This is a genomic window from Streptomyces hebeiensis, from assembly GCF_052983195.1.
This window is the reverse complement of record NZ_CM129812.1, coordinates 5,467,774-5,491,403: the sequence shown is the minus strand read 5'-3', so window position 1 is coordinate 5,491,403 and position 23,630 is coordinate 5,467,774. Positions and strand designations below refer to the sequence as shown.

At 73.2% G+C, this 23,630-nt stretch carries 14 protein-coding genes; 7 read left to right on the top strand and 7 right to left on the bottom strand.

The genetic code is table 11. From position 1 onward, the window contains the following. Positions 1-2 precede the first annotated feature (2 nt). Both ACU6P3_RS23625 and ACU6P3_RS23620 read right to left on the bottom strand, forming a co-directional pair. Positions 3-494 carry a roadblock/LC7 domain-containing protein gene (locus tag ACU6P3_RS23625; RefSeq protein WP_447194005.1) on the bottom strand — a complete coding sequence of 164 codons (492 nt, stop codon included), beginning with the start codon at positions 492-494 and terminating at the stop codon, positions 3-5. Then, the gene (locus ACU6P3_RS23620) at positions 491-3,799 is read right to left on the bottom strand and encodes a sensor histidine kinase (protein ID WP_447194004.1); all 3,309 of its coding nucleotides are present in this window, start codon (positions 3,797-3,799) and stop codon (positions 491-493) included. Before ACU6P3_RS23620 ends, ACU6P3_RS23625 begins: the two co-directional genes overlap by 4 nt. A gap of 430 nt (positions 3,800-4,229) precedes the next feature. Between ACU6P3_RS23620 and ACU6P3_RS23615 the strand changes: the two genes are divergently transcribed. Beyond that, positions 4,230-5,012, top strand: coding sequence for a protein phosphatase 2C domain-containing protein (locus ACU6P3_RS23615; protein WP_447194003.1), 783 nt, complete (start codon positions 4,230-4,232; stop codon positions 5,010-5,012). 226 nt (positions 5,013-5,238) lie between these two features. Here the strand turns inward: ACU6P3_RS23615 and ACU6P3_RS23610 are convergent, their stop codons facing one another. Beyond that, positions 5,239-5,706, bottom strand: a complete 468-nt coding sequence (locus ACU6P3_RS23610; protein ID WP_030754038.1) for a MarR family winged helix-turn-helix transcriptional regulator — start codon at positions 5,704-5,706, stop codon at positions 5,239-5,241. Positions 5,707-5,942: 236 nt separating this feature from the next. On the opposite strand from ACU6P3_RS23610, the gene ACU6P3_RS23605 reads away from it, so the two are divergent. Both ACU6P3_RS23605 and ACU6P3_RS23600 read left to right on the top strand, forming a co-directional pair. After that, the gene (locus tag ACU6P3_RS23605) at positions 5,943-6,920 is read left to right on the top strand and encodes a lysozyme (RefSeq protein ID WP_447194002.1); all 978 of its coding nucleotides are present in this window, start codon (positions 5,943-5,945) and stop codon (positions 6,918-6,920) included. Positions 6,921-7,103: 183 nt separating this feature from the next. After that, the gene (locus tag ACU6P3_RS23600; RefSeq protein ID WP_447194001.1) at positions 7,104-7,646 is read left to right on the top strand and encodes a UTRA domain-containing protein; all 543 of its coding nucleotides are present in this window, start codon (positions 7,104-7,106) and stop codon (positions 7,644-7,646) included. Between the two features lie 175 nt (positions 7,647-7,821). Here ACU6P3_RS23600 and lon read toward each other — a convergent pair whose 3' ends face one another. After that, positions 7,822-10,257, bottom strand: coding sequence for an endopeptidase La (gene lon, locus ACU6P3_RS23595; protein WP_447194000.1), 2,436 nt, complete (start codon positions 10,255-10,257; stop codon positions 7,822-7,824). Between the two features lie 367 nt (positions 10,258-10,624). Between lon and ACU6P3_RS23590 the strand changes: the two genes are divergently transcribed. The 4 genes from ACU6P3_RS23590 (at position 10,625) to ACU6P3_RS23575 (ending at position 17,752) form a co-directional block, all read left to right on the top strand. Beyond that, positions 10,625-11,338, top strand: coding sequence for a spermidine synthase family protein (locus ACU6P3_RS23590; RefSeq protein ID WP_447198034.1), 714 nt, complete (start codon positions 10,625-10,627; stop codon positions 11,336-11,338). A gap of 104 nt (positions 11,339-11,442) precedes the next feature. Next, the gene (locus ACU6P3_RS23585; protein WP_344284780.1) at positions 11,443-12,180 is read left to right on the top strand and encodes a response regulator transcription factor; all 738 of its coding nucleotides are present in this window, start codon (positions 11,443-11,445) and stop codon (positions 12,178-12,180) included. A 389-nt stretch (positions 12,181-12,569) separates the two neighbouring features. Further along, on the top strand, positions 12,570-13,637 hold the full coding sequence (locus ACU6P3_RS23580; RefSeq protein WP_344284812.1) for a HAMP domain-containing sensor histidine kinase: 1,068 nt from the start codon (positions 12,570-12,572) through the stop codon (positions 13,635-13,637). Positions 13,638-13,948: 311 nt separating this feature from the next. After that, positions 13,949-17,752: a multifunctional oxoglutarate decarboxylase/oxoglutarate dehydrogenase thiamine pyrophosphate-binding subunit/dihydrolipoyllysine-residue succinyltransferase subunit gene (locus tag ACU6P3_RS23575; RefSeq protein ID WP_447193999.1), complete on the top strand. Its 3,804-nt coding sequence runs from the start codon at positions 13,949-13,951 to the stop codon at positions 17,750-17,752. A gap of 79 nt (positions 17,753-17,831) precedes the next feature. Here the strand turns inward: ACU6P3_RS23575 and fxsT are convergent, their stop codons facing one another. The 3 genes from fxsT to ACU6P3_RS23560 form a co-directional block, all read right to left on the bottom strand. Beyond that, positions 17,832-20,852 (bottom strand): FxSxx-COOH system tetratricopeptide repeat protein, encoded by a 3,021-nt coding sequence (gene fxsT / locus ACU6P3_RS23570; RefSeq protein WP_447193998.1) that lies wholly within the window; start codon positions 20,850-20,852, stop codon positions 17,832-17,834. 191 nt (positions 20,853-21,043) lie between these two features. Beyond that, positions 21,044-22,471, bottom strand: coding sequence for an aKG-HExxH-type peptide beta-hydroxylase (locus tag ACU6P3_RS23565; RefSeq protein ID WP_447193997.1), 1,428 nt, complete (start codon positions 22,469-22,471; stop codon positions 21,044-21,046). Further along, the gene (locus tag ACU6P3_RS23560; protein WP_447198033.1) at positions 22,468-23,607 is read right to left on the bottom strand and encodes an FxsB family cyclophane-forming radical SAM/SPASM peptide maturase; all 1,140 of its coding nucleotides are present in this window, start codon (positions 23,605-23,607) and stop codon (positions 22,468-22,470) included. The genes ACU6P3_RS23565 and ACU6P3_RS23560 overlap by 4 nt, the downstream gene beginning before the upstream one ends. Between the last annotated feature and the right edge of the window lie 23 nt (positions 23,608-23,630).

The window sequence follows — 23,630 nt, the reverse complement described above, 5'->3', positions numbered from 1 at the left end:
CATCAGGCGCCCTCCCTGGTTTTACGGAGTTCGTCCCTCAGTTCCGGGGTCAGGACATGGCCGGCGCGGCCGACGAACAGTGCCATGTGGTAGGCCACCACGCTCATGTCGCAGTCCGCCGTGGCGTGCACGCCCAGCAGCGAGCCGTCGCTGATGGCCATGACGAAGAGGCTGCCCCGGTCCATGGCGACCATGGTCTGCTTGACCTCGCCGGTGTCCATGAGCCCGGCCGCGCCGATGGTGAGGCTGCCGATGCCCGAGACGATGGTGGCGAGATCCGCGCTGGAACCGCGGGGGCCGGCGGGGCGCGCGCCGTCCGCCTCCGGACCGGCCGCGGCGCCGTTCCGTCCCGGGTCGGAGGACAGCAGCAGGAGCCCGTCGGAGGACACCACGGCGACGGAGAGCACCCCTGGCACCTCCTCGACGAGGTTGCCCAGCAGCCAGTGCAGGTTGCGGGCCTCGCTGCTCAGCCCGAATGTTCCGGTCGTGGTCACGTGCGTGCCTCCTCGCCTGTGTCCCCCGTGTCTTCCGTGGATACGTCGGTCCGTCCCGCGGTCCTGTCCGTGGTCTGCCCCGCGGCTCTCTCCGCCGACGCTTCCGCGGAGAGTTCGGCCTCGGCGTCACGCCGACCCGCCATGGCCCCCTGGTGGAAGCCGCCGAGCCGGCGGCGCAGGGCTTCGGCGTCGACACTGCCGGTGCGTTCGGCGGGCGCGGCGGGCGCGACGTTCCGGGGGGTGCGCTTGGGCAGCCCCTTGTCGGTGATACGACCCGGTGCCGCTTCTGCCTCGGCTTCCCCAGGCGTCCCCGTGGTCTGCGGGGCTGTCGTGGCCTGCGGTGCTTCGGGGTCCGTCGGCTCCGCCATGGTCCCCGGCTGCGGTCGCGGCTCGGGCTGCGGGGGCAGCCGCATCGCGAAGGTGTCCTGATCGGGACCGTTGGTCTCCGGTTCACCGTCGGGCACGCGCTCATGGCGCTCGGGGCCGATGGCGTACGCGCCACCGTCCGGGCTCGCGATCAGGGAGCCGGCCCCGGCCCCGGACTCCGGCGTGGATCCCGCGGCCGCCGACCGCTCCGCCTCCGCCGCCTGGGCCCTGGCGGCCGCCTGGGCCTGCTCCGCCCGGCGGATGGCCGCTTCCGCCGCGGCCACGAGCGGGTCGGGCGCGTCGCCGGTGCCGGGGCCGCCGGCCACGGGGTGTTCCCGTACGGGCAGGGCGTGGGAGCCGACCGCACCCGCCGTACCCACCGGTCCGGCCGGCTCGCTCCCGACGGCGTCCCCGCCCGCGCCCGCGGGCTGTGCGGGCGCGGGGTCCGCCGGCGACAGCTCGGGGAGCAGGGACTTCGGCAGGACGACGACGGCCGCCACCCCGCCCTGTTCGTGCTCGCGCAGTTCGATCCGGATGCCGTGGCGGGCGGCGAGCAGCCCGGCGACACGCAGCCCGAGCCCGTCGCCCTCGCCGCCCCCGCCGGACATCTCGCGGGTGGCGCGTTCGGCGCGGGTCCGGTGGCTCCCGCCGTCGCGGCCCGTCAGCTCGTCGGCCAGCCGCGCGTTGAGGTGGGCGAGCCGGGCGGCGGACATGCCGATGCCCTGGTCCTCGACCGAGAGCAGTACCTCGCCGTTCTCCAGCTCCCGGCCCGAGAGCCGCACGTCGGCCTCCGGTGGCGAGAAGGCGGTGGCGTTCTCCAGCAGTTCGGCGACGAGGTGGCTGAGGTCGTCCGCGGCGAAGCCCGCGACCTGCGCGTGGGACGGCAGGGACAGGATCGTGACCCGGTCGTACCGCTCGATCTCGCTCACGCCCGCGCGCACCACGTCCACGAGCGGGATCGGGCCCAGGGGGCCGTGGGAGTGCTCGTGGCCCGCGAGCACCAGCAGGTTCTCGCTGTGCCGGCGCATGACCGTGGCCATGTGGTCGAGCTTGAAGAGGGTGGCGAGCCGCTCCGGGTCCTGCTCGCGCTCCTCCAGGTCCTCGATGACGTCCAGCTGACGCTCCACCAGGCCGAGGGTGCGCAGCGAGAGGTTCACGAACGCGTGGTGCACGGTGTCGCGCAGCCGCTGGAGCTGGGCGGTGAGATCGGCCGTACGTTCCTGGAGCTCGGCGCGCTGGGCCGCGACCTGTTCCCTGGCCTCGATCAGGCCGGTGCGGTCGCCGTCCAGCCGCTCGGCGCGCGCGCCGAGGTCGAGCAGTTGCCGGTGCAGGGCGTTGACGGACCGTACGACCTGGGCGAACTCGTCGTTGCGGCCGGTGAACCGCACCGGTTCCTGCGTCAGCGGTGCCTCGGCGAGCCGCGCCGCCCCGATCCGTACGACCGCGAGCGGCCTGGTCAGCGTACGGGCGACCGCGGCGGAGACCCCGACCGCGACGAGCAGACAGCCGCCGAGCAGCGCGACGCGCAGTTCCAGGGCCGTGACGGCGTCGTCGCGCAGCTTCTCCAGCCGTGCCACCTGGCCCGTGCCGAGGCCGGACTCGACGCCGCGCATCTGGTCGATCCGGGCGGACAGCGCCGCGTCGAGCTTCTCCGGGTCGGTCTGCCGGTCGGACGAGGTGAGTTCCGGGCGGTCCGTGAGCTTGGCCAGGTAGTCCTCGGCGCTCTTGACCTCGGGCCCGGTGACGGTGCCCGCGAGGGAGTCGCGCGCCTTGGCGGAGGCGTTCTGGTCGAAGTCGGCGAGCGCGGCGAGTTCGCGTACGCGGGACTTCTGGGCGTCGGCGCTCAGCGCGTCGCGGAGCGTGTCGTTCTTCTCGGCGGCCGGATCGGTGATCGGTACGGGGAGCCCGGTGATCGGGTCGATCGTGGGCGTACCGCCGGAGCCGGCGTCGGGTACGGAGAGCGCGGCCAGCAGCAGGCCGCGCGTCGCGGACGCCTGCTCGACGGCCCGGGCCAGCGCGGCGGGCGCGCGGCTGCCGTCGGCTGCCTCGGCGGGGGTCCGCTCGGCCAGTTCGTCGGAGAGGGCCTCGAGCTTGGCGATGACCTCGGAGTACGCCCGGTAGGCGTCCATGGCCGAACCCTTGCCGGTGAGGGCGGTCCGGCGGATGGAGGGGATCGTGGAGAGGTCGCGCCGCAGGCCCGGGGAGGCCGACGCGGTCTCCCGCATCTCGTCGATCTGCCGGTCGACGCGGGCGCTGCGGCTGCCGTCGAGCCCGCCCTCGTCGCCATCGTTGTCGTTCGCGTCGCTGCCGCCCTCGTCGCCCGACGGCCGGTCCTCGCGGCCCGCGGCGATGTGGACGACGATCTCGTCACGCTCGTCCGCGAGGGAGTGGGCGAGGGTCACGGCCTGCCGGTTGAGCTCGGCCAGGGTGACCAGGTTCTGGGCGTCCTTCAGCTCGGCCGAGGCGGCCAGGACGGCGGGGGTCCCGGCGGCGACGACGGTGACACCGAGGACGGCGACGCCCGCGACGAGGCGGCTGCGGACGCGGACGCGACGGCCTCGGGGCTGGTCGGGGACGGTGGACGGGCCACCGGCGCCGGTTCCCGCGGCGGAGGCGCCCGCACCGGGCCCCGGGCCGGCGGGGCCGGGGTCCGTGGCCGGGCCGGTGTTCGGGCCCGTGCTCGTGCTCGTACCGGCGTCGGTCTCGGTGTCGGCGGTGTCGCCGGGGTCTACGGTCGTACGGCTGTCGGCGGCCGCGCCGGCGACACCGGCCGTACCCGTGGCGCCCGTACCCGTACCGGCGTGCCCGCTCGCGGCGGCCGCCGCATGGGTCCCAGTGGTGTCAGAGGTCCCAGTGGTGTCGGAGGTGCCGGTCGTGGTGACCTCACCGCGCGTGACACCGTTACCCCGAGGCCGCTTCTTCTGCACCGGTGCTCGCATTCTTGACTCGTCCGCCCATGAAGCAGAGGTGACGACCGGTCACGCATGCGACAAACCCCCACCCCTGGCACGGCACCCGACCATTCCAGCGCTTCCAGGAGGGAAACACACATCGGCCGCCCCGCCACTTGAACGAGTGAACATCACCAACGAGTTGACGAACAACTCTTCCCACTCGAAGCGGTCCTCGAACCTGGTGTTCCGGGTGGACCTTCCGGGCCCGCTTTGGCAAGATGCCCGCCCGCACCTCGCCGGAGATGTTCATTCCGGCCTCCTTCGAACCTCACCGGGACGTCGCGGAGACGTCATGGGGTCCGCACTCTGACCGAATGCCGCCGGTCGCCCCACACCGCGTCCCCCACCGCGCGTTGTGTGGGCGTCGTGAGGAAGTCGTGGGGGGTGACCTGCGTCGTCGTGCACACTGAACCTCATGCGCATCGAGCTCAACACTGCCCCCGGCGTCGCCTCGCGGCCCAACGAGGACTGGACGAGCGTGGCCCTGCCCGCCGGTGGCGACGGTGGGACGCTCGTCGTCCTGGACGGTGTGACACCACCGGCCGGGGACGACGGTTGTGTGCACGGTGTGCCGTGGTTCACCGCGCGGCTGGGCGGGGCACTCGTGGAACTGTCCGGTTCACGACGCGACCTGTCCCTGGCGGAGATCCTTTCCCTGTCGATCCGCCGCGCCGCGGCCGCTCACCAGGGCACCTGTGAACTTTCTCACGTGCGGACACCGCAGGCCACGGTGGTTCTGGCGCGCTGGGACGCCGACGTGGTCGAACACCTGGTGCTGTCCGACTCGACCCTTCTGATGGAGTCCCCGGACGGCACGGTGCGGGCGGTCCTGGATGACCGGCTGGCCCGTATCCCGCGTGCCCTGTTGCGCTCGGCGGCCTCGGCGGACGCGTTGCGGAACGCGGAGAACGGCTTCTTCACGGCCGCCGCGGACCCGGCGGTCGCGGAGCGCGCTGTCACGGGCCGCACCCCGGCCTCCGAGGTACGCGCCCTGCTGGCCCTGACGGACGGCGCGGCGCGCTGGGTGGAGGTCTTCCGGGAGGGCGGCTGGGCGGACTGCCTGGCGCTGGTCCGCAAGAACGGCGCGCAGGAGCTGATCGACCGGGTGCGGGCGGCGGAGTCGGCGGACCCGGAGGGCCGGGCGTTCCGGCGGGGGAAGACGAGCGACGACGCGACGGTGGCGTACGTGGAGCTGTGAGGGCCCGGCCGCGGCGCGGGGCTGCGCGGGAGCGCGCCGGGCTCGATGCCCCCGGAGCCGCCCGACGGCCGCGTGGGAGGCGCGGGGGTGCGGGGTGCGGGTCTCGCGTCGGGGGACGACGCACCGCCGAGGCCGACACCGACGCCCCGCCGGTGACCGGCACACCGCCGGACACACGACCCTCACCCGGCGCCCGGCCGGCGGCCGGAGGCCCGGCGCCTGTCCGTCAGCTCTCCGCGCTGGCGTTCAGCTGGTGGAGGAGCCGGGCCAGCTCCGCGATCTCCGCGCGGTCCCAGTCGGCGAGCTTCTGTACGTACCGCGCGCGCCGTGCGTCCCGGACACGCCGGAAGCGGACGCGGCCCTCGTCGGTGATCCGGAGCAGGGATGCGCGGCCGTCCGCCGGGTCGGGCTCCCGGGTGACCAGGCCCAGCTCCTCCAGCGCCCGGAGCTGGCGGCTCATCGTGGCCTTGCCGACACCGAAGTACCCGGCGAGTTCGGTGGCCCGCTGATGGCCCGTCTCCTCCAGTCGGACGAGCAGTCCGTACGCGGCGGGCTCGAGGTCCGGGTGGACCTCCCGGGCCATCTCTCCCGAGTTGGCGCGGGCGCGCCGCAGAAACACCGCCAGTTCCCGCTCCAGCGCGAGGAATTCGCGGTGCACACCATTCCCCGAGCCGGAATTCGGTCCCTTCCCCATACCACTTCCGTGCACGTCAGAACCCATCGCGCGCTTTTCCACCCCTTGAAAGTTTCTTTTGCGCCGCGACCGTTGCCGCAGCTCTGCCAGTATTTCGCAGGTTTATACCAACGGCGGCAGCGTGGCAGGCTTCCGTCACGCCGGTCTACGTGCGTAGCGTCAGCGCTGGCATGTTCATTCCACCGCATGCCGCACCGTCAGAGAATGCCCCCCACCGAGGTCTTCGGAGGCACGCAATGCCCGTGCACAGATCCGGAACGACAGGCCGCCGCTCCCTGACCGCCGCGGCCGGCGCTCTCCTCGCGACTCTCGCGCTCCTCCTCACACTGCCGGGCGCGGCGCACGCCGCCCCCACCGACCCGCCGGCGGACCCGCCCACCGCCACCCACTCCCCGACCCCCTCCCCCACCGCCGACCCCACTCCCCCCGGCACTCCGGCCGCCACGTCCGGCCCCACACCCACCGCCCCCTCCACTCCCGCCGCCGCTTCCCCCTCCGGCCCCGTTCCCACCCGGGGCTCGGCCTATATGGGCATGGGCGTCATCGAGCACGACGGCCAGGGCGGCGCACCGCGGGACGACCGCGTGGCCCAGACGGAAGGCGTGGACGTCTCCAGCCACCAGGGGAACGTGGACTGGGCCGCCCTGTGGAACAGCGGAGTGAAGTGGGCCTACGTGAAGGCCAGCGAGGGGAACTACTACAAGAACCCGTACTTCGCGCAGCAGTACAACGGCTCGTACAACATCGGCATGATCCGGGGCGCGTACCACTTCGGCACCCCCAACGACTCCAGTGGCGCGAACCAGGCCAACTACTTCGTGGACAACGGCGGCGGCTGGTCGCGGGACGGCAAGACGCTGCCGGGCGTGCTGGACATCGAGTGGAACCCGTACGGCGCGCAGTGCTACGGCAAGTCGCAGAGCGAGATGGTCGCGTGGATCCGCGACTTCCTGAACACGTACAAGTCCCGGACCGGCCGGGACGCCGTCATCTACACGGCGACGAGCTGGTGGAAGGACTGCACGGGCAACTACGCGGGCTTCGCGAGCACGAACCCGCTGTGGATCGCGCGCTACAACACGACGGTCGGCGAACTGCCCGCGGGCTGGGGCTTCCACACGATCTGGCAGTACACGTCCACCGGCCCGATCGTCGGCGACCACAACAGGTTCAACGGAGCCTACGACCGCGTCCAGGCCCTGGCCAACGGCTGATTCCGTCCCCGACTCCCCCGGCCGGCCCCGCCCGGCACCGGGCCGCCGCCCCACCCACGGCCCCGACCGGCACGCCGCCGCCCCGGTCGGGGCCGTTACCGTCTGCCCGGCCCGCCACCCAGGCCGTACGGTGTGAGCCGGCGTCGGCCGACGCGGCCGGCAGAGCAGCGGCAGGAGGACGTCATGAGCTCCGGTGAGTGGGTCAGCACATCGATGCCCTACCTGGCGCCGCGCGGCGCGGGCGAGCCCGACGCCTGGAGCGCGGAGCTGACCGCACAACGGCGGCGGGGAAGCCAGCGGATCGTCCATGCCGGGGAGGTCGCGGCACCGCCGGAGGCGGCGGGGCTGCTGGGCGTGGCCGAGGGCGAGGTCGTGGTCGTCCGCCGCCGGGTGATGTACGTGGAGGACCGGCCGAGCGAGCTGACCGACACGTACTACCCGGCGCCGATCGCCCGTGGCACCCGCCTCGCCGGGACCGCGAAGATCCCGGGCGGGGCCATCGCCCTGCTCGCCGAGCTGGGATACGCCGGCGTACGCGTGCGGGAGGACGTCACCGCGCGGATGCCCGACGCGACCGAGCGCGAGACCCTGCTCACCGCGCCGGACGAACCGGTTTTGCGGCTGGCCCGGGTCACCTTCGACAGCGCGGACCGGCCGATCCAGGCCGACCTGATGACCATGCCCGCCCACGCCCGGCGGCTGCGTTACGACCTCAGGATCGAGTGAGCGCGCGGAGCGGCTCCGCCCGGACCGGTGGTTCCGGGCGGAGCCGCTCGACGGGCTGGGTGGCCCACTCGCCACCGGGACCCCGGGGCGACGGGCCGCCGAAGCGACAGGCCGGCTCGGGCCGACGGGTCCCCACCGGGGCGGGAACGGCCGGACCGCCCCCGTCCCCGGGGCGTCAGGCCGCCGCCGGGACCAGGGACTCCGCCGGGGAGAGCGCGATCTCCAGGACCTGGCGGACGTCCGTGACCGGGTGGATCTCCAGCGTGTCCAGGATCTCGGCCGGGACGTCGTCCAGGTCGGGCTCGTTGCGCTTCGGGATCACGACCGTCGTGGTGCCCGCCCGGTGGGCGGCCAGGAGCTTCTGCTTCAGGCCGCCGATGGGCAGCACCCGGCCCGTCAGCGAGACCTCGCCGGTCATGGCCACGTCCGTACGGACCAGCCGGCCGCTCAGCAGCGAGGCCAGGGCCGTCGTCATCGTGATGCCGGCGCTCGGGCCGTCCTTGGGCACCGCGCCCGCCGGGAAGTGGATGTGCACCCCGCGGTCCTTGAGGTCGGCCACGGGCAGCTCCAGTTCCGCGCCGTGCGAGCGGAGGAAGGACAGCGCGATCTGCGCGGACTCCTTCATCACGTCGCCGAGCTGGCCGGTCAGGGTCAGGCCCGAGCCGCCCGTCTCCGGGTCGGCCAGGGACGCCTCGACGAACAGGACGTCGCCGCCCGCGCCCGTGACCGCGAGGCCCGTCGCGACGCCCGGCACGGCCGTGCGGCGCTCGGCCGGGTCCTGGGCGGACTCCGGCACGTGGTGCGGCCGGCCGATCAGCGCCCGCAGGTGCTCCGGGCCGAGCGCGGCCGGCAGCTCGCGGTCGCCCAGTTCGTGCTCGGCCGCGACCTTGCGCAGCAGCCGCGCTATCGAGCGCTCCAGGTTCCGCACGCCCGCCTCGCGGGTGTACTCGCCCGCGAGCTTGCGCAGCGCCGCGTCGTCCAGCGTGACCTCGCCGGTCTCCAGGCCCGCCCGCTCCAGCTGCCGGGGCAACAGGTGGTCCCGGGCGATGACGACCTTCTCGTCCTCGGTGTAGCCGTCGAGCGTGACCAGTTCCATCCGGTCGCGCAGCGCCTCGGGGATCGCCTCCAGGACGTTCGCCGTGGCGAGGAACACCACGTCGGAGAGGTCCAGCTCGACCTCCAGGTAGTGGTCGCGGAACGTGTGGTTCTGCGCCGGGTCCAGGACCTCCAGCAGCGCCGCGGCCGGGTCGCCGCGGAAGTCGGAGCCCACCTTGTCGATCTCGTCCAGCAGGACGACCGGGTTCATCGAACCGGCCTCCTTGATCGCCCGGACGATACGGCCCGGCAGCGCGCCGACGTACGTACGCCGGTGGCCGCGGATCTCCGCCTCGTCCCGTACGCCGCCGAGGGCGACCCGGACGAACTTCCGGCCCATCGCGTGCGCGACGCTCTCGCCCAGCGAGGTCTTCCCGACGCCGGGCGGGCCCACCAGCGCCAGCACGGCGCCGCCGCGCCGGCCGCCGACCACGCCGAGACCGCGGTCCGCGCGCCGCTTGCGCACGGCCAGGTACTCGGTGATGCGCTCCTTCACGTCCTGGAGGCCCGCGTGCTCGGCGTCGAGGACGGCCTGGGCGCCCCGGATGTCGTACGCGCCGGTGTCATCGGTCCGCTCGTTCCAGGGCAGCTCGAGCACGGTGTCCAGCCAGGTCCTGATCCAGGAGCCCTCCGGGCTCTGGTCGGAGGCCCGCTCCAGCTTGTCGACCTCCTTCAGCGCGGCCTCCCGCACCTTCTCCGGCAGGTCGGCGGCCTCGACCCGGGTCCGGTAGTCCGTGGCCTCGTCCTCGTCCCCCTCGCCGCCCAGCTCGCGCAGCTCCTTGCGCACGGCGTCGAGCTGGCGCCGCAGCAGGAACTCGCGCTGCTGCTTGTCGACGCCCTCCTGGACGTCCTTGGCGATGGACTCGGCGACGTCCTGCTCGGCGAGGTGCTCACGCAGCTGCTGGGTGGCGAGCTTCAGCCGGGCCACCGGGTCGGTGGTCTCCAGCAGCTCCAGCTTCTGGGCGGTGGACAGGAAAGGCGAGTAGCCGGAGTTGTCGGCGAGCGCGGCCACGTCGTCGATCTGCTGGACGCGGTCGACCACCTGCCACGCACCGCGCCTCTTCAGCCAGTCGGTGGCGAGCGCCTTGTACTCCTTGACCAGCGCGGTCACCGCGCCGGGCAGCGGGTCCGGCACGACCTCGGCCACGCTCAGGCCCTCGACCCACAGGGCCGCGCCGGGCCCGCTCGTACCGGCCCCGATCCGCACCCGGCCGCGGCCCCGGATCAGCGCGCCGGGATCGCCGTCGGAGAGCCGGCCGACCTGTTCGACGGTCCCGAGCACGCCGGTCCCGGCGTACGTCCCGTCGACGCGGGGCACGAGCAGCACGGTCGGCTTGCCCGCGCCCGCGTCCCCGGCGCCGCCCCCGGACCCGTCCCGCGCGGCGGCCTGTGCGGCCTCGACGGCGGCGCGCACCTCGGCGTCGGACAGGTCCAGCGGCACGACCATGCCGGGCAGCACGACCTCGTCGTCGAGCGGCAGCACGGGAAGCGTGAGCGGTGTGGAGGTGGCAGCCATGATCTCCCCTTCGGCAGTCAAATTGAGCTATGCCGACTCAATGCTTCTGAGCCCGAGGATGTTCCCCGGACGGTGTTCGCTCTGAGCGATGCCCAGCGCCCGTACGGTGCGCCCGAACGACCGGGCCCCGCGCCCCAGGCGCAAGACCCGCCGCGCACGGAACGGCGCGGACCGCGCGGAACGGAGTGGCACCGGCTCGTCCCGGCCGGTCAGGATGGCCCGGTCAGCCGCCACCGGACGAGAGGCCCCGATGTCCCCGCTGCCCGACCCCACCGCCCGCGCCGACGGCCCCGTTCACGCCGCTCCCGGCGCACCCGGCACCCTCGGCACACCCGGCACACCCGGCGTCCTCGCCTCCCTCGCCGGCCTGCCCGGAGCCGGGGACGAGCGGCCCGTCACGCTCGACCGGCGGGAGGGGCCGTACGGCGAGGTCGTGCTGCGCGAGCGCGGGGAACGGCTGGAAATCATCGCCAACGGTTGCTTCCTGATGGACACCTCCGACGGCCGTTCCGAACGGCTCCTCGTCGACGCCGCCCTGGCCGCGCTCACCACGCCCACCGCCGGCGGACCGCCCGCGCCCACCGCCGGCCGACGGCCATCCGTACTGATCGGCGGCCTGGGGGTGGGCTTCTCGCTGGCGCACGCCGCCGCCGACCCCCGCTGGGGGCGGATCGCCGTCGTCGAGCGCGAGGAGGCCGTCATCGACTGGCACCGGAACGGTCCCCTCGCCCGGATCTCCGCCGCCGCGCTCGCCGATCCCCGCACCGTGATCCTGCACACGGACCTGGTGGAGTACGTAAGGACCGCGACGGACAGTTACGACGCCCTCTGTCTGGACATCGACAACGGGCCGGACTGGACCGTGACGGAAGGCAATGAATCCCTTTATTCGGCAGAGGGGTTGGCGGCCTGTCGAGCGCGCCTCAACCCCGGCGGTGTACTGGCCGTTTGGTCCGCGCGACCCTCCCCCGTATTTGGTGAAGCATTGCGGAATGCCGGATTCACCGGGGTAAAGCAGGAAGAGGTGCCGGTTGCCCGAGGCGTACCCGACGTCGTCCATCTCGCTGTTCGCACTGCGTAGCCGATACCCTGCCGGTGCCTCTACGCTGCTCCCGACACACGGATCTGCATACGCCATGCGGATCACGGAGCAAGGATCGCGGAACGCGTACCAGGGGCGGGGCCATGGAGCAGACACATACCAGCCACAACGGCGTCGCGGCCACGCCCGGCGCCCAGCGCCGGGTCCTGGTCGTGGAGGACGACGCGACGATCGTGGAAGCGATCGCCGCCCGGCTTCGGGCCGAGGGATTCCTCGTACAGACGGCGGTGGACGGCCCGGCGGCCGTGGACGCCGCCGAGGCGTGGCAGCCGGACCTGATGGTCCTCGACATCATGCTGCCCGGTTTCGACGGGCTGGAGGTGTGCCGCCGGGTGCAGGCGCAGCGCCCGGTGCCGGTGCTGATGCTGACGGCCCGGGACGACGAGACCGACATGCTGGTCGGGCTCGGGGTCGGGGCCGACGACTACATGACCAAGCCGTTCTCCATGCGGGAGCTGACGGCGCGGGTGCACGTGCTGCTGCGCCGGGTGGAGCGGGCGGCGCTCGCCGCCGTGACCCCGCGCAGCGGCATCCTGCGCCTGGGCGAGCTGGAGGTCGACCACGCGCAGCGCCGGGTGCGGGTGCGCGGCGAGGACGTGCACCTGACGCCCACCGAGTTCGACCTGCTGGTCTGCCTGGCGAACACCCCGCGCGCGGTGCTCTCGCGGGAGCAGCTGCTGGCCGAGGTGTGGGACTGGGCGGACGCCTCGGGCACCCGTACGGTCGACAGCCACATCAAGGCGCTGCGCCGGAAGATCGGCGCGGAGCGGATCCGCACGGTGCACGGCGTCGGGTACGCGCTGGAGACGCCCGCCCCGTGACCCCACCGCTGTACGGCGCCGGCGGCGGGATCGACGGTACGGGAGGCGGCGGCGCGGGCCGCCGGGAAGGGCATCGCGTGGACGAGCGGGGCGGCGGCCGTCGCGAGGAGACCCCCCGGAGCGGCGACCGGCCGCGGCCCGGCGCCGGGGGCGGGACCGACGGGCAGGTGAAGGCCCCGGCCCCGCGACGATCGGACGGACCAGCGGAGGACCGCTCCGGAGGCGCGGCCGGCGCGAGCGCGGGGGGCCACGCCCGGGACGCGGCCGGCGCGAGCGCGGAGGACCACGCCCGAGACGCAGCCGACGCAAGCCCGGACGACCGCCTCGCGCGCCTGCCCCGGCCCCGCCCGAAACGGCGCCCCCGCTACGCCGTCCTCCCGGGCACCGGCATCCGGCCCTTCGCCATCAAGATCTCCATCAAGGCCAAGCTCGGCACCCTCGTCGTCGTCTCCGTCTTCATCACCACCGGCCTCCTGCTGGTCGCCGTGCGCACCGAGACCGAGCTGCGCTTCATCACGGTCTTCTCGGTGATCGCCACCCTGCTCATCACCCAGTTCGTGGCGCACGGCCTGACGGCTCCGCTGGACGAGATGAGCACAGTGGCCAAGGGCATCTCGCACGGCGACTACACGCGGCGCGTCAGCGGCGCCGACCGCCGCGACGAGCTGGGCGACCTCGCCGCCACCATCAACCGGATGGCGGACGACCTGGAGGCGGTGGACCGGCACCGCAAGGAGCTGGTCGCCAACGTCTCGCACGAGCTGCGCACGCCCATCGCCGCGCTGCGCGCGGTGCTGGAGAACGTGGTGGACGGGGTGGTCGCGGCCGACCCCGAGATGATGCTGACGGCCCTGCGCCAGACCGAGCGGCTCGGCCGGCTCACGGAGACGCTGCTGGACCTGTCCCGGCTGGACAACGGCGTCGTGCCGCTCAAGGCGAGCCGCTTCGAGGTGTGGCCGTACCTCTCGGGCGTGCTGAAGGAGGCCAATCTGGCGGCCACGCAGCGGCGGCTGAGCTCCGGGTCCGGCCATCACACCCGTACGGACGTCCATCTGCACCTGGACGTCTTCCCGCCCGAGCTGACCGCCCACGCGGACCAGGAGCGGCTGCACCAGGTCGTCGCCAACCTCATCGACAACGCCGTCAAGCACAGCCCGCCGCACGGCCGGGTCACGGTCCGGGCCCGGCGCGGCACCCGGCCCGAGTCGCTGCTGCTGGAGGTCCAGGACGAGGGCCCGGGCATCCCGGAGCAGGAGCGGCACAAGGTTTTCGAGCGGTTCAACCGAGGCACGGTCGCCGCGCCCCACGGGCCGGGCAGCGACGGCGGTACGGGGCTCGGCCTGGCGATCGCCCGCTGGGCGGTCGATCTGCACGGCGGGCGCATAGGAGTGGCCGAATCGGCTCGGGGCTGTCTGATCCGGGTCAGCCTGCCGGGGATCGCGCGGGCGCGGGATTGACGCCGGGTTCAACGCGGCCGGCACGCGGTTGACGTAGGGTTCGAAGCAGGGAGAAGTGAAGTCGGAGCCATGGCGTCGCGATCCCCGGGTAGGGATCGCGGTGAGGACGGATCGTGTGCCCCGAGGAGCGGGCCATGCGGCCCGCCGCAGCGGAGCCAGGCTTGTTTCCCGCCATTTCGTACGGTGAAACCCCTCATCGGATGTGACGTGCGCGACGATGGCCCGCCCGGCCTGCACCTTCCGGCCAGGTAGGCGTAGCCTTGATTCCCGCTGTCCATCACCTTGTGAAGCGGAAGAGGGCGGTTCACGCCGTGTCGTCTCAGTCCCCCAGTAACGCGAGCATCTCCACCGACGAAGACGGGCAAGGGAAGAACCCTGCCGCGGCCTTCGGGGCCAATGAATGGCTCGTGGACGAGATCTACCAGCAGTACCTCCAGGACCCGAATTCCGTCGACCGCGCCTGGTGGGACTTCTTCGCCGACTACAAGCCGGGCACCCCCGGCGCGGCGGACAAGCCCGCGGTCGCGGGGGCCGCGGCGCCCACGCCGCCCACCGCCACCCGGACCGCTCCGGCCGCCGCGCCGGCGAAGCCCGCCGCGCCCGCGGCGCCGGCCCAGCAGGCTCCCGCCGCGCCCGCCAAGCCGGCGGCCGCCGCCCCGGCACCCCCGAAGGCCGCCGCGCCGGCTCCGGCCGCGGCGAAGGCCAAGGCGCCCGCCGCCGAGGGCACGGCGGCCGAGGCCCCCGTCGGCCCCGAGTACGTGACGCTGCGCGGCCCCTCCGCCGCCGTCGCGAAGAACATGAACGCCTCGCTGGAGCTGCCCACGGCCACGTCCGTGCGCGCCGTCCCGGTGAAGCTGCTCTTCGACAACCGCATCGTCATCAACAACCACCTCAAGCGGGCGCGCGGCGGCAAGATCTCCTTCACGCACCTCATCGGGTACGCGATGGTGCAGGCGCTCAAGGTCATGCCGTCGATGAACTACTCCTACACGGAGAAGGACGGCAAGCCGACCCTGGTCAAGCCGGAGCACGTCAACTTCGGTCTGGCCATCGACCTGGTGAAGCCGAACGGTGACCGCCAGCTGGTCGTCGCGGGCATCAAGAAGGCCGAGACGCTCAACTTCTTCGAGTTCTGGCAGGCGTACGAGGACGTCGTCCGCCGCGCCCGGAACAACAAGCTGACGATGGACGACTTCACCGGCGTCACGGTCTCCCTGACCAACCCCGGCGGCCTGGGCACCGTGCACTCGGTGCCGCGGCTGATGCCCGGTCAGTCGGTCATCATGGGCGTCGGTTCGATGGACTACCCCGCCGAGTTCCAGGGCACCTCGCAGGACACCCTGAACAAGCTGGGCATCTCCAAGGTCATGACGCTGACGTCGACCTACGACCACCGTGTCATCCAGGGCGCCGCGTCCGGCGAGTTCCTGCGGATCGTCAGCCAACTGCTGCTCGGCGAGAACGAGTTCTACGACGAGATCTTCAAGTCGCTGCGGATCCCCTACGAGCCGGTCCGCTGGCTCAAGGACATCGACGCCTCGCACGACGAGGACGTCACCAAGCCCGCCCGGGTCTTCGAGCTGATCCACTCCTACCGGGTGCGCGGCCATGTCATGGCCGACACCGACCCGTTGGAGTACCGCCAGCGCAAGCACCCCGACCTGGACATCACCGAGCACGGGCTCACGCTGTGGGACCTGGAGCGGGAGTTCGCGGTCGGCGGCTTCGCCGGCAAGTCCATGATGAAGCTGCGCGACATCCTCGGCGTGCTGCGCGACTCGTACTGCCGCACCACCGGCATCGAGTTCATGCACATCCAGGACCCGAAGCAGCGCAAGTGGATCCAGGACCGCATCGAGCGCGGCGCCCACGCCAAGCCGGAGCGCGAGGAGCAGCTGCGGATCCTGCGCAGGCTGAACGCGGCCGAGGCGTTCGAAACGTTCCTCCAGACCAAGTACGTCGGCCAGAAGCGGTTCTCGCTGGAGGGCGGCGAGTCCGTCATCCCGCTGCTCGACGCGGTCATCGACGCCGCCGCCGAGTCGCGTCTCGACGAGGTCGTCATCGGCATGGCCCACCGCGGCCGCCTGAACGTCCTCGCCAACATCGTGGGCAAGTCGTACGCCCAGATCTTCCGCGAGTTCGAGGGCAACCTCGACCCGAAGTCGATGCACGGCTCCGGCGACGTGAAGTACCACCTGGGCGCCGAGGGCGTCTTCACCGGCCTGGACGGCGAGCAGATCAAGGTCTCGCTGACCGCCAACCCCTCGCACCTGGAGGCGGTGGACCCGGTCCTGGAGGGCGTGGTCCGCGCCAAGCAGGACATCATCAACAAGGGCGGCACGGACTTCACGGTCCTGCCGCTCGCGCTGCACGGCGACGCGGCCTTCGCCGGCCAGGGCGTCGTCGCCGAGACGCTGAACATGTCGCAACTGCGCGGCTACCGCACCGGCGGCACGGTCCACGTCGTGATCAACAACCAGGTCGGCTTCACCGCCGCCCCGGAGTCCTCGCGGTCGTCCATGTACGCGACCGACGTGGCCCGCATGATCGAGGCGCCGGTCTTCCACGTGAACGGTGACGACCCGGAGGCCGTGGTCCGGGTCGGCCGGCTCGCCTTCGAGTTCCGCCAGGCGTTCAACAAGGACGTCGTGATCGACCTCATCTGCTACCGCCGCCGCGGTCACAACGAGGGCGACAACCCGCAGTTCACCAACCCGCAGATGTACAACCTGATCGACAAGAAGCGCTCGGTGCGCAAGCTGTACACCGAGTCGCTGATCGGCCGTGGCGACATCACGCTGGAAGAGGCGGAGCAGGCGCTCCAGGACTTCCAGGGCCAGCTGGAGAAGGTGTTCGCCGAGGTCCGCGAGGCCACCTCGCAGCCCGCTCCGGCGCACGTCCCGGACGCGCAGGCCGAGTTCCCGGTCGCCGTCACGACCGCCGTCTCCCAGGAGGTCGTCAAGCGGATCGCCGAGTCCCAGGTCAACCTGCCGGACTCGGTCACCGTCCACCCGCGGCTGCTGCCGCAGCTCCAGCGCCGCGCGGCGTCGGTGGACGACGGCTCGATCGACTGGGGCATGGGCGAGACCCTCGCCATCGGCTCGCTGCTGATGGAGGGCACCCCGGTCCGGCTCTCGGGCCAGGACACCCGCCGCGGCACGTTCGGCCAGCGCCACGCGGTCCTGGTCGACCAGGAGAAGGGCGAGGACTACACCCCGCTCCAGTACCTGAGCGAGGACCAGGCCCGCTACAACGTCTACGACTCGCTGCTCAGCGAGTACGCGGCGATGGGCTTCGAGTACGGCTACTCGCTCGCCAGGCCGAACGCGCTGGTGATGTGGGAGGCCCAGTTCGGTGACTTCGTCAACGGCGCGCAGACCGTCGTCGACGAGTTCATCTCCTCGGCCGAGCAGAAGTGGGGCCAGACCTCCGGCGTCACACTGCTCCTGCCGCACGGCTACGAGGGCCAGGGCCCGGACCACTCGTCCGCCCGCCCGGAGCGCTTCCTCCAGATGTGCGCGCAGAACAACATGACGGTCGCCATGCCGACGCTGCCGTCGAACTACTTCCACCTGCTGCGCTGGCAGGTGCACAACCCGCACCACAAGCCGCTCGTCGTCTTCACCCCGAAGTCGATGCTGCGTCTGAAGGCCGCGGCGTCCAAGGCGGAGGAGTTCACCAGCGGCGGCTTCCGCCCGGTGATCGGGGACGCCGACGTGGACCCGGCCGCGGTCCGCAAGGTCGTCTTCTGCTCGGGCAAGGTCTACTACGACCTGGCGGCCGAGCGGGCCAAGCGCGGCGCCACGGACACCGCCATCCTGCGGCTGGAGCGGCTCTACCCGCTGCCGGGCGCGGAGCTCCAGGCGGAGATCGCCAAGTTCCCGAACGCCGAGAAGTACCTGTGGGCCCAGGAGGAGCCGGCGAACCAGGGTGCCTGGCCGTTCATCGCGCTCAACCTGATCGACCACCTGGACCTCGCGGTCGGCGCGGACATCCCGCACGGCGAGCGGCTGCGGCGCATCTCGCGCCCGCACTCGTCCTCGCCTGCGGTCGGCTCGGCCAAGCGCCACCAGGCGGAGCAGCAGCAGCTGGTGAACGAGGTCTTCGAGGCCTGACCGGCCGGACCTGTTCCGTACGTACGGCCGGAGGGCCCGGTGTCGCGCACGTTGTGCGCGACACCGGGCCCTCCTCCTTTCAGATGATCTGGGGCTCGAAGTCCCAGTACGGGCGGTTGCGGGAGCGGGCCGTGACCGTGTGCGTGTGCTGCGGGCCCAGCGTGGCCGCCAGGTCGTCCAGCGCCTCCCGCTCGACCTTCTCCGCCCGCCGGCTCTCCCGCAGCCCCCGCAGGTCCGCCGCGTGGGCGATCCGCGCGGAGAGCGTCAGGGGGTGGGTCCGGCCCAGGGACTCGGTGGCGCGGGTGATGGTGTCACCGGTGAGCTCGGCGGCGCCCTCCGGGTCGCCCACGATGTTCCGCAGGGCCGAGGCGTTGACGGCGCAGCCCAGCGTCCAGGGGTGGTCCCGGCCCACGGCCCCGGTCATGTCGCCCAGGGCCTGTTCGATCAGGGCGTGGGCCTGCTCCCGCTCCCCCACGTTGCGCAGGACCAGCGCGTGGTTGGCGCGGGTGCCCGCCACGTACGGGTGGTCCTCGCCCAGCATGCCCAGATAGCCGTGGACCACCCGGTCGCTCATCTCCAGGGCCCGGTCGACATCGCCGTGCTCCCGGGCGAAACAGCTCAGGCTCGCCGCGAACATCATGGTCAGCGGGTCGTGCTCGCCGAGGACCCGCTCGCAGCTCTCCAGGATCTGGGTGAACAGCGCGGCGGCCCGGCCGCGCTCGCCCGAGCGTTGGTGGCACAGCGCCAGGTTGTGCTCGGCGCGCAGCGTCTGGGGGTTGTCCCGGCCCAGCACGATCCGGTGCACCCGCACGCTCTGCGACTGGAGGGACTCGGCCTCGCTGTAGCGGCCGAGCAGCCGCAGGTCCGTCGCGTAGTTGAGCTCCGAGAAGAGGGTCCAGCTGTGCCGCGGGCGCAGCAGCTGCCGCCGGGCCTCCAGGGTGCGCCGGTTGAGCTCCAGGGAGTCCTCGTAGCGGCCGAGCAGCCGCAGCGAGATGGCCAGGTTGTTCTGCGCGTTGAGGGTGCGGGAGTCCTGGTCGCCCAGCAGTTCCCGGTAACTGGCCAGGGTCCACTCGGAGATGTCGAACGCCTCGCGGTACCGGCCGAGCCCGCGCAGGTCGGCGGCGAGCCCGCCGGCGGCCCGCAGGTGTTCCAGGTCCTTGGGCCCGCGCTCGGCGCGCAGGTGCTCCACCGCGGCGCGTTCGATGGCTTCCGTACCGGCGTAGTCGCCGACGGCGCGCATCACGTTGGCGTAGTGGTAGCTCAGGTCCCAGATCCGGGAGTGGGTCTCGCCGAGGATCCGGCGCCACGCAGCCAGGGCGCGCCGGCCGAGCTTGATGCCCGCCTGGTACTCGCCCGACAGGTACATGTACCGCAGGCAGTTCAGGACCAGCGTGTGCATCGCGGGGTCGGTGGACTCCAGCACCTCGGCCCACTTCAGGTGCGGGGTGATCTCCGCGTAGCGGGGCCAGAGCCGGGTGTCGGTGGGGCGCCCCGGGTCCGCGGCGACGAGCGCCCCGCGCACCACCTCGATGAACTCGCGGTGGTCCCGCTCCGGCATGTCCTGGTGCACGATCTGGTGGACCATGCGGTGCATGTAGAGGGTGTCGCCGGCGGCCCCGGCGGCGCCCGTGTCCCCGAGTGTGTCGTGGACCTCGCGCTCGCCGACCCCGGCGGCGCGGACGACGGCGTACTGGCGCAGCTTGTTGATGGCGCGCGCCCAGCGCACCGGGTCGTCCACCAGTCCGCGCAGCTTCTCGGGGAGCCGCTCGGGCGGCAGGTCCCGCACCAGCCGTACGGGGATGGCGCCGGGCGCGAAGAACGTGCACAGCCGGAGCAGGTCGACGGATTCGGGGACGGTCTCGCGGAGTTTGTTCAGGAGTATCGACCAGCCGGTCTGGAAGGCGAGCGGGAAGTCGGCGGAGACCCGGACGACGTCCTGGTCGATGCCGTCCGCGAGCAGGTCGATGTACTCCTCGACCGACATGTCCGAGTCGTTGAGCCAGCCGGCGGTCTGGTCCAGCAGCAGTGGCAGGTCCTCCAGGGCGATCGCGAGCCGGTTCGCCTCGTCGTGGGTCAGGCGCGGGGCGCGGCGGCGTACGAACGCGACGGACTCGTCACGGTCGTACACCCGCACCTCGACCAGGCTGCTGTTGTGCTCGCTCCACTCCGGGTTGCGCGAGGTGATCAGTACGTGGCCGGGTCCGGTGGGCACCAGGTCCCAGATGTCCTCGGGGTCGTCGGCGCCGTCGAGGACCAGCAGCCAGCGGGCGTACGGGTCGCCCCTGCGCAGCGCGTCCCGCGCGGCGCGCAGCCGTTCGCCGTACTCGGCGCCGGTGGACAGGCCGAGCGCCGGGGCGAGTTCGGCGAGCCGCTGCCGGCAGGTGACGCGCTTGTCGGCGGAGACCCACCACACGACGTCGTACTCCGCGCCGAAGCGGTACACGTACTCGGCGGCCAGCTGGGTCTTGCCCACGCCCGACATGCCGTGCAGGGTCACCACCCCGGCGCCGCGGCCGGCCTGGAGGAGGGCGTGGTACGCCTCGTCGAGCAGCCGCTCGCGGCCGGTGAAGCGGGTGTTGCGCCGGGGCACACCGCCCCACACGTCGGGCGTGTCGGCCGGGTAGCGCGGGCCGCGGCGCGTGTCCTCGGTGTCGGGCAGCGGCTCGACGGGCAGGCCGAGCCGGGTGAGCACCCGCCGCTCGGCCTCGGCCTCGCCGACCGTGGTGAGGTCGGCGGCGGCGAAGACGGCGGTGGCCGCGGGCAGCGCGGAGGTGGTGACGGTGACGGCGGCGAACCGGCCGGCGTGGGAGGCGACCACCCCCCGCAGGGCCCTGTTCCACTCCTCGTAGCCGCGCGGCCCGAGTTGGAAGTACCAGTCGCTCAGGACGACGAGGATCGGTCCCGGCGCGAGCAGCAGGTCCTGGAAGGACTCCTCCAGCGGGATCTCCACCGGCGGGTCCCAGCGCTGGTAGGAGACCGTGTGTCCGCGCCGCTCCAGCCGGTCACCGATCCAGGCCGCCCAGGCGCGGTTGAAACCGGCGAAGCTGATGGTGACGGTCTGTGGCACGGTCTTGGCAACTGGCTTGCGCTCTGCGGGCATTCGACCGTTCTCCCTGCGTCGTCATACGCCTTTTAACATACCCGTGAGCCCCACGGATCGACCCTCACACGCGCCCGCGTCACGTTCTGTTACGCATCCGTGCCGCGCGACGCTCCGCTTCCCGCGTGTGTGGTGTCACGCTCCGTGGCGAAGCCCGGTGGGTGCCGGTCGCCATTTTCGCCCATGGGGCGTCAGGAGCCGTTGCGTTGGCACCAGATGGTCCGGGCGGTGCGTACGTAGGCCGCCGCGCGGGCCAGCTGGCCGGGCGGCGGGGGGCTCTCGGCGAGCCGGTGGTAGACCGCGATCATCTCGTTCACCAGCGTCCGGCCCTCGGTGGTCAGCGCGCCGGACCCGGCCAGTACCGGGAGGACGGCGCCGACCTGTTCGCGGCAGCGGGCGTGCTCGGCCCAGGCCGGGTCACGGTGGGCCGGACGGTCCGCGCCGAGCGCGAAGCGCTGCCAGTAGTCGGCCAGCGCGAGGTGGGAGTAGGCGCCTTGGAGCAGCCCGTCGAACGGCCTCGGGTCGGGACGCCAGGGTGCGAAGTGCCGGGGTGTGGCGTCCTCGTGGTGCAGGGGCGTGAGGGCGGCGAGCGCGGCGAGCTTGGCGTGCTGGAGTTCGTGCACGAGGGTGGAGGCGAGGAAGGCGGGGGTGGCGGGCCGGCTGCTGAGCACCGCGCCGAACGCCTCCCGGCGGGTGCCGCTGCAGTGTGCCGGTCCGTCGCCGGTGGGGGACGACCCGGGCGGCGGGGACAGCGGGACGAGACAGCGCAGGAGGGCGGCGGCCTCCTGGGCTCGGTGTGCCCCGCCGATCCGCAGGAGGGGCTCCACGCCGGCCCAGGACCGCTCCCAGGCGGCCAGGGCCTCGTCGTCCAGCCGGGTGGCGGCGGACAGTCCGTGCCGTTCCAGGCCGGTGCCCGCGGTGCGGTGCGGGTCGAAGTCGTCCAGCACCACGGGGGTGGCGCCGGGCAGCAGGGAGGGCAGGGTGCGGACGGGCTGCCAGCGCCGGTCGCCGGAACACGTCCCGTGCGGGAGCCTTTCGTGGACGAGTACGGAGACGGGGCGGGCGCCACCCTGGCACAACGTCAGTTCCGTACCGTCGAAGGACAGGTCGACGGGGACCGGGACACGCGAGCCGGGATCGGTGCGCAGCGCGCCCAGGCCGGGCAGGGCCAGGAGCCCGTCGTGGGCGGCGAGGCGGGCGTGGAAGGGCAGGCGGGCGCGGAGGGCCGCGACCGCCGCGAGCGCGCCGAAGTGGTCGAGGTCGTGGCGCAGGTCCGGTCCGGCGGCCGGTGTGGTGAGGCCGCGCAGACAGCGTTCGGCCCAGGGGCCCGCCAGCGGGTAGAGCAGGACGGTGCGCACGGCGGCCCGGTCGGCGCGTTCGGCGGCCTCCAGCAGCGCCCAGTTCTCCCGCAGCCGCGCGAGCGCGCCGGGCGGCAGCCGGCGCGGGTCCCGGGGGCCGGCCTCCGCCGCGTCGAGCAGGGCGCGCAGCAGGAGGAGACGGCGGGTGTGCTGGTCGCGTACGAGGAGGGCGAGGGCCTCGTCGCCGCCCTGGGTGCGGCCCAGTTCGCGCAGGATCCGCCCGGGGACGGCGTCGGCCGGGGGAGCGGGCGCGGGGCTCACCGGGCACCTCCGCCGAGCGCGGTGTCGAGCGCGGCGGCCACATGGCGCACCAGGCGGTCGAGGTCGGCGCAGTAGACGGACGGGTGGCCGAACCCGTGTCCGGCGCGGTAGCGGTGGGCGTAGTGCCCGCCGCCGCAGACGGTCAGCAGCGGGCAGGCCCGGCAGGTGGCGGCGAGTGCCCCGGCCCCGGCCTGCCGGGCGGCTATCCCCGGGTGGCGCAGGGCGTCGTCGAAGGTGTGGTGGAAGACGTCGAGCCCGGTCGCGGCGGCCGTGTCGTAGGCGGACTTCAGCGAGTCCACCTGCTCGATGGAGCCGTCGGTCTCCACCACGACGGCGTTGACCGGGTCGAGTCCGAGGGATTCGGTGGCGCCCGGCAGCCCCAGCAGCAGGGCGACACACTCCTCGAAGAGCCGGACCCGTACCTCCCTGCGGCCCGCCCGCCACCACCGGTCGAACACGGCGCACAGCCAGTCCCCGTACGGTGTGGTCCGCCCGGCGCCCGGAGTGTGGCGGCCGGGGTCGCCGCCGGGCAGGCCGGGCGGCGGGGCGGTCCAGTTGCCGTGCGGGAGCAGCAGGTCGAGGGCGGGCGGGCGGAGCGCGAGCAGCGACTCGTACAGCTCGACGGGGTCGGTGCGCGGGTCGACGACGGTGAGGATCCCCGCGTACGCCTCCGGGTGGCGCGCGGCGAGCAGCCGGGCGCCGCGCGCGGCGGCGGGCCAGGAGGGGCGGCCCGCGTGGTCGGTACGCAGGGCGTTGTGGGCGGGCAGGCCGCCGTCGAGGCTGATGCCGACGCGGACGCCGTACCGGGCGAGGACGGCGGCCCGGTGCTCGGTGAGCAGGGTGGCGTTGGTCTGGACGGTGGCGTGGACGGCGCGGCCGGGGCCGACCCGGTCCCGTACGAGCGCGGCGAACCGGCCGAGCCGTTCGGCGCCCACGAGCAGGGGCTCCCCGCCGTGCAGGACGAGGGAGAGCGCGTCGAGCCCGTGTGCGGCGGCGTGTTCGGCGATCCGGTCAGCCGTGCGGTCCAGGACGGCCGGCGAGGCGGTGGCGGGCCGGGTGCGCCAGGTGTGGTCGGGGCCCGCGTAGAGGTAGCAGTAACGGCAGGCGAGGTTGCAGCGGCCGTGCGCCTTGACGATGAACTGCCCGAAGGGGACGGGGG